This is a genomic window from Rothia sp. CCM 9418, assembly GCF_048512825.1.
In the GTDB taxonomy this organism is placed as follows: Bacteria; Actinomycetota; Actinomycetes; order Actinomycetales; family Micrococcaceae; genus Rothia.
In genome coordinates this window covers 313,432-326,135 of sequence record NZ_JBLXXX010000003.1, presented here as the reverse complement: position 1 = coordinate 326,135, position 12,704 = coordinate 313,432, and the positions used below count along the sequence as shown (strand labels likewise).

At 48.0% G+C, this 12,704-nt stretch carries 10 protein-coding genes; 6 read left to right on the top strand and 4 right to left on the bottom strand.

What is annotated here, in order from left to right; translation table 11 throughout:
- Window positions 1–10: 10 nt before the first annotated feature.
- Together ACN083_RS05965 and ACN083_RS05960 are read right to left on the bottom strand one after the other, a co-directional pair.
- Window positions 11–796, bottom strand: a complete 786-nt coding sequence (locus ACN083_RS05965; RefSeq protein WP_419101915.1) for an MIP/aquaporin family protein — start codon at window positions 794–796, stop codon at window positions 11–13.
- A 288-nt stretch (window positions 797–1,084) separates the two neighbouring features.
- Window positions 1,085–2,842: an FAD-dependent oxidoreductase gene (locus tag ACN083_RS05960; RefSeq protein ID WP_419101914.1), complete on the bottom strand. Its 1,758-nt coding sequence runs from the start codon at window positions 2,840–2,842 to the stop codon at window positions 1,085–1,087.
- Window positions 2,843–2,946: 104 nt separating this feature from the next.
- Here ACN083_RS05960 and ACN083_RS05955 point away from each other — a divergent pair, with 104 nt between their 5' ends.
- Window positions 2,947–3,897, top strand: a complete 951-nt coding sequence (locus tag ACN083_RS05955; RefSeq protein ID WP_419101913.1) for a sugar-binding transcriptional regulator — start codon at window positions 2,947–2,949, stop codon at window positions 3,895–3,897.
- A gap of 5 nt (window positions 3,898–3,902) precedes the next feature.
- Here the strand turns inward: ACN083_RS05955 and ACN083_RS05950 are convergent, their stop codons facing one another.
- On the bottom strand, window positions 3,903–4,832 hold the full coding sequence (locus tag ACN083_RS05950) for a LysR family transcriptional regulator (RefSeq protein WP_419101912.1): 930 nt from the start codon (window positions 4,830–4,832) through the stop codon (window positions 3,903–3,905).
- Window positions 4,833–4,991: 159 nt separating this feature from the next.
- Here ACN083_RS05950 and ACN083_RS05945 point away from each other — a divergent pair, with 159 nt between their 5' ends.
- The 5 genes from ACN083_RS05945 to ACN083_RS05925 all read left to right on the top strand — a co-directional run bounded on the left by ACN083_RS05945 (window position 4,992) and on the right by ACN083_RS05925 (window position 11,572).
- On the top strand, window positions 4,992–8,477 hold the full coding sequence (locus ACN083_RS05945; protein WP_419101911.1) for a bifunctional proline dehydrogenase/L-glutamate gamma-semialdehyde dehydrogenase: 3,486 nt from the start codon (window positions 4,992–4,994) through the stop codon (window positions 8,475–8,477).
- A 338-nt stretch (window positions 8,478–8,815) separates the two neighbouring features.
- The gene (gcvH, locus tag ACN083_RS05940; protein ID WP_419101910.1) at window positions 8,816–9,205 is read left to right on the top strand and encodes a glycine cleavage system protein GcvH; all 390 of its coding nucleotides are present in this window, start codon (window positions 8,816–8,818) and stop codon (window positions 9,203–9,205) included.
- 291 nt (window positions 9,206–9,496) lie between these two features.
- Window positions 9,497–9,976: an FHA domain-containing protein gene (locus tag ACN083_RS05935; protein WP_419101909.1), complete on the top strand. Its 480-nt coding sequence runs from the start codon at window positions 9,497–9,499 to the stop codon at window positions 9,974–9,976.
- A complete protein-coding gene (locus ACN083_RS05930; RefSeq protein ID WP_419101908.1) occupies window positions 9,977–10,753 on the top strand; it encodes a MerR family transcriptional regulator in 777 nt (258 codons plus the stop codon).
- 216 nt (window positions 10,754–10,969) lie between these two features.
- Window positions 10,970–11,572 (top strand): MerR family transcriptional regulator, encoded by a 603-nt coding sequence (locus ACN083_RS05925; protein ID WP_419101946.1) that lies wholly within the window; start codon window positions 10,970–10,972, stop codon window positions 11,570–11,572.
- Between the two features lie 80 nt (window positions 11,573–11,652).
- Here the strand turns inward: ACN083_RS05925 and ACN083_RS05920 are convergent, their stop codons facing one another.
- Window positions 11,653–12,426 carry a ParA family protein gene (locus tag ACN083_RS05920; protein ID WP_419101907.1) on the bottom strand — a complete coding sequence of 258 codons (774 nt, stop codon included), beginning with the start codon at window positions 12,424–12,426 and terminating at the stop codon, window positions 11,653–11,655.
- Window positions 12,427–12,704: the final 278 nt, after the last annotated feature.

Here is a 12,704-nt window from a genome sequence, read left to right as displayed (position 1 = left end):
CAAGGTCGAATTAGATTCCGAGGAACATAGGAACGAGAATTGCTGCTGCAACAGATCCGATGATTGGGCCAACGACTGGAACCCAAGCATAGGACCAGTTGGAATCGCCTTTACCCTTGATAGGTAGCACTGCGTGAGCAATACGTGGACCAAGGTCACGAGCAGGGTTGATAGCGTAACCGGTTGCACCACCGAGGGAGAAACCAATACCTACCACGATGAGAGCAACAGCCAAAGGTCCAAGACCGGAGGGAGTTTGCCCTGACGCTACAACGAATCCGATGAGTACAAAGGTTCCGACTGCTTCAGTAAATACGTTCCAACCATAGGAGCGAATTGCTGGTCCGGTAGAGAAAATACCAAGTTTGACACCTGGTTCGGTTTCCTCATCAAAGTGTTTCTTATAGGTGAGAAATACCATGACAGCACCGGTAAAGGCACCTGTAAATTGACCCGCAAAGTAAATCATCATATTAGATGCTGTTGCAGGTACTTCGCCGACAAGGTTTTCGCCGGCAGCCCACAGCCCGATGGTGACGGCAGGGTTAAGGTGCGCACCAGATGGACCAGATAGGTACACTGCAGCAAAAACTGCCATACCCCAGCCCAATGCAATAGCTACCCAGCCTGCATCTTTAGCGATAGATTTTGGTAGCGAACAAGCAGCGCAAACGCCACCGCCAAGAAGAATGAGGATAAAGGTTCCCAAAAATTCGGAGGAGAATAATCCTAATGCAGTAGGTACTCCATCCGCTCCTACGAGGGCAGATGCGCCCTCCGCCAAAATAGTCTGCATGTATTTTTCCTTTCAACACAGCATTGTGGTGGGGGAAGGAGTAAAAGCAACCATTGCTTTTACACAAACATTCTTGAGGGAAAAAATCCTCAAATAACGACAAGAAAAAGATGAGAGGCACTGCGACATATTGTGTGTGCCTGAGCGGTTGATATGAGAGGGGCAGAAACATTGTAGCTGGGGGAAAGTTTCTGCCCCTTCATCAAAAAAATCAGTATTTTATCTGTATGGGGAGTTCTGTATCTATACCTTTCATGTGAAGTTTTCTATGGGGAAACTTATGGAATACTAGCCTAGAGGTACGCGAGGGCAGACATGCTCGATAGATGTGATGCATTGAGCTGCCTGAACGTCAGAAGTTTTTTCTTCTGCTTGAGCGATTGCTTCTACGCGTTTACGGTAGAGTTCTAGCTCTTTCTCCGCTTCAGCTTCGCTCCAACCGAGTTCTGGCGCCATTACTTGGAGGACTTCTTCGGCTGCACTTAAGCCACGGTCACGCTGTTCAAGGTCTAGACGGCAACGGCGGATGAGCACATCTTCTAAGTGAAGAGCACCTTCGTAACGTACTGCAAAGAGGACGTCTGCTCTGAGGAATTGTGGAGCTTTTGCCAAGGGTTGCGCTAATTCTGGTGCTTCATCAATAAGTGCCACGAGTTCCGTAATATCTGCACCATAGCGTTCGAGCAAATGCTCCATACGGTCTTTGTCCCAGCCGAATCGTTGTGCGAGACGTGGGGAAGATGCTTGTGCTGCAGAAAAACCAGCGGCACCCACCAATTGAATATTTTCAGTGACAGAAGGCTGCTCTTGTGCTCGTTCTTTGAGTGCAAAGTCTACGGCGTCAGCTGCCATAACACGGTAGGTGGTGAGTTTTCCACCCGCGATAGCGCTCATTCCGGGGGCGACTTCGGTGACGGTATGCTCGCGTGAAACTTTAGTAGATGCTGCCTCGGAGCCTTCTTTAAGTTTTGGTTGTAGTAGCGGACGTAGACCTGCATAGGTTCCGATGATGTCATCACGGGTCAGCTCACGTGCAAGGAGCTTATTGGCTTGTTCGAGTACATAGTCAATATCTTGCGAAGTTGCTACAGGGTGCGCGATGTCTTCGGTGTATGGGGTGTCGGTTGTTCCGATAATCCAGTAACGCTGCCAAGGGATGATGAAGAGTACAGATTTTTCGGTTTTGGTGAAGATACCGCTGGAAGCATTAATGCGGTCTCGTGGAACGATGATGTGAATACCTTTGGATGCAAGAACTTTAAGCCCGGCATCTTTATTGGCCATGGACTCAGACTCTTCGGTCCATACGCCGGTAGCGTTAATGATGTGTTGGGTACGAACAGTGTGTTCTTGTCCGTTTTCAAGGTCTCGGATGACTGCTCCGGTAACTTTTCCTTGAGTGTCTTTGAGTACTCGGGTGACTTGTGTACGAGATGCCGCTAGGGCACCGTATCCTGCTGCGGTGCGTACAAGGTCAATGACGAGGCGTGCATCATCAACGCGTGCATCGTAGAACTGGATAGCTCCGGTAAAAGCTGAATCTTTAATATCGGGGAATACGGTTTTCGTGCCTTGCTTTGAGAAGTGGTGTTGTGGCGGTACAGTTTTTTTGCCACGAGCCCCAATAAATGCAAGAGTGTCGTACATTCCAATTCCGATAGCGGAATAGGCGCGTTCGATGACTGGTGTTTTGAGGGGCCATAGGAAAGGCTGTGCTTTAACGAGGTGTGGCGCAATTTTTTCAAGGAGTAGGCCACGTTCTTTGAGTGCTTCTGCTACGAGTTTAAAGTCAAGGTTGTAGAGGTATCGGAGTCCGCCGTGGACAAGTTTTGATGACCATGCTGAAGTTCCTGCTGCCCAGTCGCCTGCTTCGACGATAGCGGTTTTGAGTCCGCGGGTTGCTGCGTCTAAGGCGATGCCGGCGCCGGTGACGCCTCCGCCAATGACGAGAATGTCTACGCCTTCTTCTTTGCTCATTTCGTGGAGAGCTTCAGTACGAGAAGATGCGGTAAGCTGAGACTTCTGAGCGAATTGTGTGTTGGCCATAGTTCCTGTCCCTTTCTACTACGGATGCTTGATATACATTCTGACGTAGTTGTAGTTACTATGACCAAAACATTTGAACGTTTTTTCAGAAGGGGGAAATTTGAATGAACGAACGTCACGACACCGCATACGAGGCAGCGTATCTGTATTACATGGAAAACCTCACCATGGAACAAATTGCGCAACATCTATACACTTCACGCGCAACGGTATCACGCCTACTCAAAACTGCTCGAGATACAGGAATCGTGCAGATTCGGCTCAACGAAAACAGCAAACCGCAAACAGATCTCGCTCAAAGACTTGGAGACAAGTATCGAGTTCGTGTGCATCTGGTGAAAACCTCAAAAGAACAATCTGCTATTTCCCGTATGGAAAAAGTCGCTAAGCGTGGAGCAATTCTTGTGGACTCCTGCGTTGAAGAAGGCACCTCATTAGGTGTTGCGTGGGGATCAACGGTGACAGAGCTAGCCAAACATCTGCCGTATCGTCCGCTCAAAGATGTAGTGGTAGTACAACTTAACGGAGCCGGTAACGCTCGGCATACAGGTATACCTTACTCGGGGTCGATTCTTGGGCAGATTACCGCCGCATACGATGCGCAGATGGTGCATTTTCCCGTTCCTGCTTTCTTTGACCATTCTGAAACTAAAGAAGCAATGTGGCGTGAACGGAGCATTATGGGAGTTCTCGCTACGCATCGTAAAGCTGATGTTGCGGTGTTTGGGATTGGGGCTTTTGGTGGCGCTATTCCTTCTCACGTGTATAACGGAGGGTATTTTGATGCTCAAGAACAACGCGAATTGCGTGCAAGTGGTGTTGTCGGAGATATGTGCACGGTACTTCTTCGTGAAGATGGAAGCTATCAAGACCTTGCTGTGAACCAACGTGCAACGGGGCCAACCGCAACAGAATTGGCACGGATTCGTCGCCGGATTGCGGTAGTTTCTGGCAATCACCGAGTCCTTGCTTTACGAGGTGCACTGCGCACTGGCGCTATTACAGATGTGGTGATAGATACTCAACTTGCTGAAGCGTTGATGGACTGCCCTTAAAACTGTTAGATGCTATCGCTGGGGCACATGCTCTCTTGATGATGTTTGAGGGCACCGGCTGCATATGATAGTGCCCTTCTGACCATGGCAATGTTGGGTTGTCCTGCACTGTCAATTCTAGAGGCGGTAAAGATTTGACGTTCGGGGTGTTCTGGTAAACAGATGAGTTTAATAGAGGTCTTGTGGTGCGTGGAAGATGTGACAAAACCGGGCAGAATAGCTGCTGCATAACCTTGTTCTGCAAGACGTACATGAGTGAGTAAATCTTCGATGCTATAACGAACTTGCGGTTCGAAGCCTGCCTGACGGCATTGATTAATACCCCAAATACGGCTGGTATTGTGTTCTCGTTCAAAAACCCATGGTAGAGATTTTGCTTCAGTGAGGGTTGTGTAGGGAGAATCTTGTGCTAAAACAAGGTGAATAGGGTCTGCCGTGAGTAGTTCAAGTTGTAGGTCCTCATGTTCAGGTACAAAATGGTGCGGATAGGACTCTGTAATAGCAAGGTCGAATTGTCTGCTTCTTGTGAGTTCTAAACCTGTTTCGGGGTCTATCTGCACAACTTCTAAAATGAGTTGCGGTGCGTTCTGCTGTAAATACGATAGTGCTGTGGGTAAGAGCGCTATCGCTGCTGACTGAAAAATTGCTAGCCTTACGGTGCCTAGCGGTTCGCCAGAAAACTGTGCAATGCGAGTGGCGGTCTTATCCATTTCTCTGAGGATAGCTCGTGCGCCGTGGACGAGGATAAGTCCTTCGTCGGTCAGTCGTACTGAACGTCCTGATCTGCGAATGAGGGGAGCGCCAGCTTCTTTTTCGAGTGCTGTCATCTGTTGTGAGATAGCAGAAGAGGTGAGGTGTAGTGTTCTTGAAGCTGCTGCGAGGGATCCGCGTTCGTGGATTTCAAGAAGGATGCGAAGCCGGTGAATATCGTACATTGTGCTAAACCTCATCACTAGTAGTTAAGCTTTTCTTAACTATTATGCTGAGAAATAATTATTTTTACTAATAGTGTGTTCGCCACCATAACGTGGTCAAATAGAACAAAAGCACAATGAGTGCCAATTCACACAAACACAGAAGATGGGAGCACAGGAATGACAACCAATCCCTTTGCTGCAGAACGCTACCAAGAACTCGCACAAGAAGCCCGAACCCTCGTGCGCCAGTGGCTCACCGAAGCCCAAGACGTCCCCGCAGACTCCTCCGCACAAATGCTCGCAGGCGTCCTCAAAGACCCCAACGGGCTAGACTTTACCGTCGGATTCGTCGACACCGTCGTTCGCCCTGAAGACAATAATGTTGCTGGAGCCAACCTCGCAAAAATCGCACCCCTCGTACCATCATTCCTCCCGTGGTACATGAAAAGTGCAGTAGCCGCCGGCGGAAAAATTGCTAGCAAAGCATCATGGCCCACCGTTGGTATCGCACGACGAGTCCTCCGAGAAATGGTCGGACACCTCATCGTAGATGCCCGCGACGAAAAACTTGGCCCAGCTATTGAACACCTCACCAAAACCGGCAACAAACTTAACGTCAACCTCCTTGGCGAAGCCGTCCTCGGCGACAAAGAAGCAGAACGACGACTCAACGAAACCAAGCGTCTCCTCGCACGAGACGACGTCGATTACGTCTCCATCAAAGTCTCTGCTGTCTCTGGCCCACACTCTCACTGGGCCTTCGACGAAGTCGTCGAAGAAGCAGTACAACGACTCACACCACTTTATGAACTTGCAGCAAACTCTCCTGAAAAGAAGTTCATTAACCTCGACATGGAAGAGTACAAAGACCTCGACATGACCATCGACGTCTTTACCAAAATTCTCGACCAACCACAGCTCAAAGACCTCGAAGCAGGAATCGTTCTACAGGCATACTTGCCCGACACCCTCGCAGCAATGCAAAAACTCCAGCAATGGGCTAGCAACCGCGTAGCCTCCGGCGGAGCACGCATTAAAGTGCGACTGGTCAAAGGCGCTAACCTCTCCATGGAAATCGTTGAAGCCCTCACCCACGGTTGGGAACTGACCACCTGGGATTCCAAACAGCTCAGCGACACCAACTACAAACGAGTCCTCGAATACGCGCTACGCCCCGAACACACCAAAAACATTCGACTAGGCGTCGCCGGACATAACCTCTTCGACGTAGCATTCGCGCTACTCTTGAGCGAAGAACGCGGAGTCAAAGACGATATCGAATTTGAAATGCTCATCGGTATGGCCGCACAACAGGCAGAAGTCATCCGCCGACGTGTCGGACATCTTCTGCTCTACACTCCAGTTGTTCGCCCCGAAGAATTCGACGTAGCAATTTCCTATCTCGTTCGACGTCTTGAAGAAAATGCTTCGAGCGAAAACTTCATGTCAGCAGTATTCGACCTGCATGACAACGCTGAACTCTTCGAACGAGAAGAACAACGATTCATGCGCTCGCTTAACTCTGTTACTGATGAAGTGCCTGAGCCCAAACGTCAGCAAAACCGTCAGACAGAAACCGTCGATAACGTTTTCCGACCCCGTCAAGGATTTGAAAACGCACCAGATACTGACCCTTCGCTTGCTGCAAACCGCCAATGGGGACGAGAAATCCTCGAACGTTCAAAAACAACGAGCTTGGGCATAGAAACTCTCGAAGCCTCACAGCTTAGCTCTAGCGATGAGGTTCAACCACTTGTGGATTCTGTGATTGAAGCATCCAAAGTCTGGGCTGAACGTAGTGGCGCCGAACGAGCTAAAATTCTGCGTCAAGCAGGTATCGCACTCGGTGTGAACCGTGCAAAACTACTTGAAGTGATGGCAGCAGAGGCAGGAAAAACTCTCGACCAAGGCGATACTGAAGTCTCAGAAGCAATCGACTTCGCAAACTACTATGCGACGTTGGCAGAGAATATCGAACACATCGACGGGGCAACCCCTGTACCTGTTCACCTCACACTAGTAGTGCCACCGTGGAACTTCCCAACGGCTATCCCCGCAGGTGGTGTTCTTGCTGCACTGGCGGCCGGGTCTGGTGTCGTTTTCAAACCTGCAACGAACACTGCAAGAACGGGTGCTTTGATTGCTGAGATTCTTTGGGAAGCTGGAGTCCCTCGCGAGCTTCTCCGCCTCATCAAAATCACAGATCGTCAGGCCGGAAAAGAGCTTATCTCTCACCCAGCAGTAGACCGACTGATTCTCACGGGCGGATACGAAACAGCAGAAACTTTCCGTTCATGGCGTCAAGACTTACCATTATTTGGTGAGACCTCTGGCAAAAACTCCATCATCGTTACGCCTAACGCCGACCTTGATTTAGCGGTTAAGGACGTTGTCTATTCTGCTTTTGGGCATGCTGGACAAAAATGTTCTGCAGCATCAACGGTGATTCTCGTTGGAACTGTTGCACAATCTGAACGTTTCAAGAATCAGCTAGTCGATGCTGTATCTTCCTTGCACGTAGCCTACCCACAAGATATCGAATCTCAGATGGGGCCGATTATCGCACCGGCAGAAGGCAAACTGCTCAGCGGACTAACCACTCTTGGAGACGGCGAAAGCTGGCTAATTGAACCTAAAAAGCTTGATGAGAGTGGCAAACTCTGGTCACCAGGTGTACGTGTAGGAGTTAAGCCGGGAAGTGAATATCACCTCACCGAATATTTTGGTCCGATTCTCGGCATTATGGTGGCGCAAACTCTTGAAGAAGCCATTGAATTGCAAAATGCAACTGACTACGGTCTTACTGCAGGGCTTCACTCTCTTGATTCTGATGAACTGGCATTATGGTTATCTCGTGTTGAAGCAGGAAACCTCTATGTCAACCGCGGAATTACTGGTGCAATTGTTCGCCGTCAGCCCTTCGGCGGTTGGAAGAAATCCACTGTGGGCAGTGGAACTAAAGCTGGAGGACCTAACTATTTAGTAGCCCTCAGCGATTGGAAGAGCGCTCCTTCGACAGCTACTGCTATGCCAACCTCTCGAGCTGTCCGCGAGACTCTGGCTGCTACCCGCCAACCTACTGCTGTAGACCATGAAAAACTAGAATTCTTGGTTCGTTCTGCATCTTCTGATGCTGAGGCCTATAACAGCGAGTTCGGCATTGCTCACGACCCCTCACAGTTAGGTGTCGAACGCAATATTTTGCGTTATGTTCCTCAAACTGTACAAGTTCGTGCGGATTCTTCTGCGAACGTAGCTGATACTTTACGTGTACTCCTTGCTGGTTTGGCAGCTGGTGCACCTATCTACCTATCAACTGCTCAGCAGCTGCCAGTAGCTGTTGCTGGAACATTAGAAAACCACGGAGTAAAGATTGCTCTTCAAAGCGATGAGGAATACCGTCAGTGGCTCAACTCTTATGCTTCAAAGAGCACTGCAGACTTGCAAGGTACGCCTCTAGAAGGTAGCCGTATCCGTTATATTGGAGATCAAGCAACAAGCATTTTTGCCGCGTTGAATGGACGTCCTGATATCGGTATTTATACGGCTGCAGTCACTGAAGCCGGACGTATTGAGATGCTTCCATTTGTTAAGGAGCAGGCAGTCTCGATTACTGCGCATCGTTTTGGTAATCCCAACAGATTCTCTGAACACGTCATCTAATACTCCTGTTAGGCGTGGTGTCGTAGAAACGTTTTCTGCGACACCACGTGCTTTAAACATCAAAATAGTTTTCTTCTACAAAGTAAGATATGGCTGCCTGTTTGAGAATAATTCTTGTGAACGCGCTGTTGTTGAACCTATCTGAATGAGATGTGGAATACTATAGAGTGTGTGACGGGTCAAACGTATAAGAAGATGTATTGTCGTATCATCTTGTTGCGTTAAGAACAGCACACGCCACTGTTCTTCCCCGTTGCTGAACATGGTTTATTTTCTGGGGCTAGCAGCCCCGGGCATCTTGGTGGTCGTATCGCCACACGCACGAAAGGAAAGCCACTATGAGTGACGTACCCGCAAATCTGCTATATACCTCAGAACACGAATGGGTGACCGCTGTAACTGCAGAAGGTACCGTAAAAATAGGTATTACCGATCACGCACAACAAGCTCTTGGCGACGTCGTGTATGTTGATCTTCCTGAGGTGGGGGAGAACGTCGTCGGCTCAGAGACTTTCGGAGAAATTGAATCCACAAAATCTGTCTCAGATTTATTTGCGCCCGTTAGTGGTGAAGTCGTTGCCATCAACGAAGAAATTGAAGCAGATCCTGCTCTTGTGAATACCGATCCCTATGAGAAGGGGTGGCTGATTGAGCTACGTCCCGATAACGTAGAGGATCTCTCTGCACTTCTTGACGCAGAAGCTTATGCTGCAGAAATTGCTGAATAAGTAGCGACTCTTCTGGTTGTTGGTGCCGGTCTTTAACATCAGTAAAAGACCGGCACCAATACTGTTTAACGGCATATTATGAGGGAGCGTCTTAGAGAACTACCTGATGATCCCTTCAAGAAAATCCTTGAGGAGTTTTGTATGCCATCGTGTTTTATATAGCTAACTCTTATACTTGCCTATAAGATTAGACGGTAGGTTCAATGTTTACCGAATCGTTATCATTATGAGCGGATAAGATTCAATCAAAATTTGACCTACAGGGAAGAATACTATGGCGAAGGATCCCCCATGACTGAACAGAACGAAGCGCACCCACCGACAGCTGCGCTCAACGCTATCACGCAACAAGAGATGCGGATTGCTGCGAAAGTTTTTGCAGAATTTAAAGATGCTAACCACAAACCCACAGTAGAAGAAATGGACGTTTTAGCAACCATTCCTCAAGGCTCAGGGCTACTCATCTGCACTAGCACAGAACTTGAAGGCGCTCGTTTCTTGCTCAACTCTGAGCTTGACGAAAACGGTGCGGAGAAACAAATCGTTGTGGGTCGTAGCCCAGATTCTGATATCTTCCTCGACGACGTTACCGTCTCTCGTCAGCACGCTGTTTTTACGCCTAACGCTGGATCTTTTGTTATCACGGATAATAATTCGCTCAACGGAACATACCTCAACGGCGACCGCGTAGACACTGCTTTCCTTAAAAATGGGTCTGAACTTCAGATTGGAAAATACATTTTTGCATTCTTCTTGGGAGTCGGAGAATAAATGTCAGACTCTGCACAAAAGCTCTCTGATAGTGAAGGTAAAGACCGCACTATCGGCCAAGTTCTTAGTGCTCTTGACGTCAATTTTAAAGGCATTAGCGCTTCAAAAATTCGCTTTTTAGAAGATAAAGGCTTAGTACAACCTCACCGCACAAACACCGGATACCGGAAGTACTCTGCCCGAGACGTTGAACAGCTACGCTACATCCTATCGTTACAACGGGACCAATACCTGCCGCTGAAAGTTATCAAAGATAAACTTCAAGCAGGGGAGTTCGAACAGTATTATCGGGAAAAGACACAAGGCGACACGACAGCTGAATCTTCGCCCCGTAATACACAAGAACAACATGCCCAAGTACACGGTGAAGAACAGGACGCCGTCGCTAGTTTTGTTCCCTTACCGGAGCAAGAACGAAGCTATACTCTTCGAGAGCTTTCTACTGCTGCCGGTGCGGATATGCCGCTGCTCCGTGAACTTATCAATTTTGGTCTGATTCGAGATGTCGACGGAAACTATAGCGAATATGATGTCGCTATTACCAAAATTTGTTCTCAGCTTACCTCTCATGGCTTGCAACCCCGACATTTACGTCAATTCCGCGCAACAGCAGAACGAGAAGCTGAACTTGTCAAAAATGCGGTAGCGCCCTTAGCCCTGAGAAAAGATAAAGATTCTCTGTCACTAGCAAAAACACGTGCACGAGAGATCTCTAATCTTTGCCTTCGCCTACATATGGCACTCGTTATTTCTTCTATCCCTGACTACGACTCCTAAAACTCGTATTAGGGGAATCTCTGAAGAAAAACAACTGTTCTTTATCGAGAATGACGACGTTTTGCCGTATCTACCGGTAATATGTCAAGAGGTCAGTAAAAAAGTATCTACGGTTAGGAAGTCCTTATGGTAGCTCACAAGAATGGGGGCACGCGTCGCCCTAGTTCTGCGGTTCAGCCCTTGAACCTAGCTACACAGAACTCAGAAACTATACCGATGGATCAGCCTATTCTGGGGTTTGAGCAAGTGATGCCCAAGCAACCTCCTCAGCAAGGTGAACAAGGGGTACTCTTCACTGACTCCGTCTCACTGGTTGACGAAAACCTCGGATACCGTGGACCAGTGGCTTGCAAAGCCGTAGGAATTACCTACCGCCAATTAGACTACTGGGCGCGCACCAAACTTGTAGAACCTACTGTACGTTCAGCCTCAGGCTCAGGATCTCAACGTTTATACTCTTTCAGAGACGTCCTTGTCCTTAAAATTGTTAAGCGTCTTCTTGATACTGGAGTCTCTCTACAACAAATCAGAACTTCGGTGAAACATCTACGTACTCGCGGAATCGAAGACCTCTCCGGCATTACCTTGATGAGCGACGGGGCAAGCGTCTACGAATGTACTTCACCTCATGAAGTGATTGACCTTGTACAAGCTGGGCAAGGCGTTTTTGGTATTGCTATTGGTAGAGTCTGGCGTGAACTCGAAGTTAACCTCGCCAACCTTCCAGGCGAAAATACCTGCGCAATCTCTGACGATGAAGAACTCGCTCAAACAGATGAGCTTTCCCTGCTTCGCGCTAAAAAAGCAAACGGAAAATAACCTCAACATACTTAAAACATTCAGCGAGGGGTTTTATACAAAATATCTTGTATAAGACCCCTCGCTGAATGTCTAAAGAATTATTTAAGTCCTTGAAGAATATCAGAGAAAACCGCTGCACAACGTCGCACATCATCGCTTGGCCAATAATGCACAGGATAGGCAGAACCTTGAACTCGTTGGAATTCTTCAAAATCCTCTAAAAACTGGTCAGCAACAAGATCCCCAAATAAGACCTTCATCTCTTCAACACGATAAGAATGCTCACTACTGTGAGGACGAACCTTATTCAAAATAACTGAAGCAGAGGAAACTGAATACTGACTATTTTCCTCAAAACGAGTAATAGCACGCAACGTACGTTCTGTACCGGCAACCGAAAATAAAGAAGGTTCAGCTACCGAAATAACACGGTCAGAAGCTGCCCATGCCATCGAGGTGAGAACACCTAATGTTGGAGGGCAATCAATGAATACCACATCATAATCATCAATATTTCCTTGAAGCAGGTTCAACAACCGTGGCAGATACTGAGACAAAGGTGCTTGCTCCAGGGGAGTAGAAGACGCACTACCACGGACAACGTGAACAACTCCACCCGAATTTTCATGTTCCTGAGCAATAGCGTTCCACCCAGAAGAAACAATATTATCGGTGAAAGAGAACCGATCTGGGGCAGCAAGCATACTGCCAATATCGGCTCCCGTCGTTGGAACACCCAAACCTGTGCTTGCATCGCCGTGAGGATCTAAATCAATCACAAGGACCTTCTGTCCAGCGTGCAAAGCTGCTGAGGTAAGACCAAGAGTAACTGAAGTTTTACCAACTCCACCTTTAAGGCTGCTGATACTCACAATCAGTGGCATAAAAATGGCCCCCACCCAAATCCAGAACACAAAACTAACGTGCAATTTTTACACAGTTAACATAATGCTACCGAACTTTAGAGGTAACTCCTGCCAAAGATCACTGAAAATATCGCATTGTGGGCTTAAATGTAGATAATCACAGTACACACCCTGTAACTATGTAAACTTTAGGTATTCTTGGCTTCACCAAGAACAAAAAGGGCAAAAACTAGCAATGATGCATATAGTAGAGCTAGTCACACACCGTGAAAACCTCTACCAAG

Excerpts from the sequence above, each read along its gene's own strand:
- ACN083_RS05930 (WP_419101908.1), top strand. The coding sequence starts at position 9,977 with ATGTCAGACTCTGCACAAAAGCTCTCTGATAGTGAAGGTAAAGACCGC.
- ACN083_RS05965 (WP_419101915.1), bottom strand. The coding sequence starts at position 796 with ATGCAGACTATTTTGGCGGAGGGCGCATCTGCCCTCGTAGGAGCGGAT.
- ACN083_RS05945 (WP_419101911.1), top strand. The coding sequence starts at position 4,992 with ATGACAACCAATCCCTTTGCTGCAGAACGCTACCAAGAACTCGCACAA.
- ACN083_RS05955 (WP_419101913.1), top strand. The coding sequence starts at position 2,947 with ATGAACGAACGTCACGACACCGCATACGAGGCAGCGTATCTGTATTAC.
- ACN083_RS05925 (WP_419101946.1), top strand. The coding sequence starts at position 10,970 with ATGGATCAGCCTATTCTGGGGTTTGAGCAAGTGATGCCCAAGCAACCT.
- ACN083_RS05960 (WP_419101914.1), bottom strand. The coding sequence starts at position 2,842 with ATGGCCAACACACAATTCGCTCAGAAGTCTCAGCTTACCGCATCTTCT.
- gcvH (WP_419101910.1), top strand. The coding sequence starts at position 8,816 with ATGAGTGACGTACCCGCAAATCTGCTATATACCTCAGAACACGAATGG.
- ACN083_RS05935 (WP_419101909.1), top strand. The coding sequence starts at position 9,497 with ATGACTGAACAGAACGAAGCGCACCCACCGACAGCTGCGCTCAACGCT.
- ACN083_RS05950 (WP_419101912.1), bottom strand. The coding sequence starts at position 4,832 with ATGTACGATATTCACCGGCTTCGCATCCTTCTTGAAATCCACGAACGC.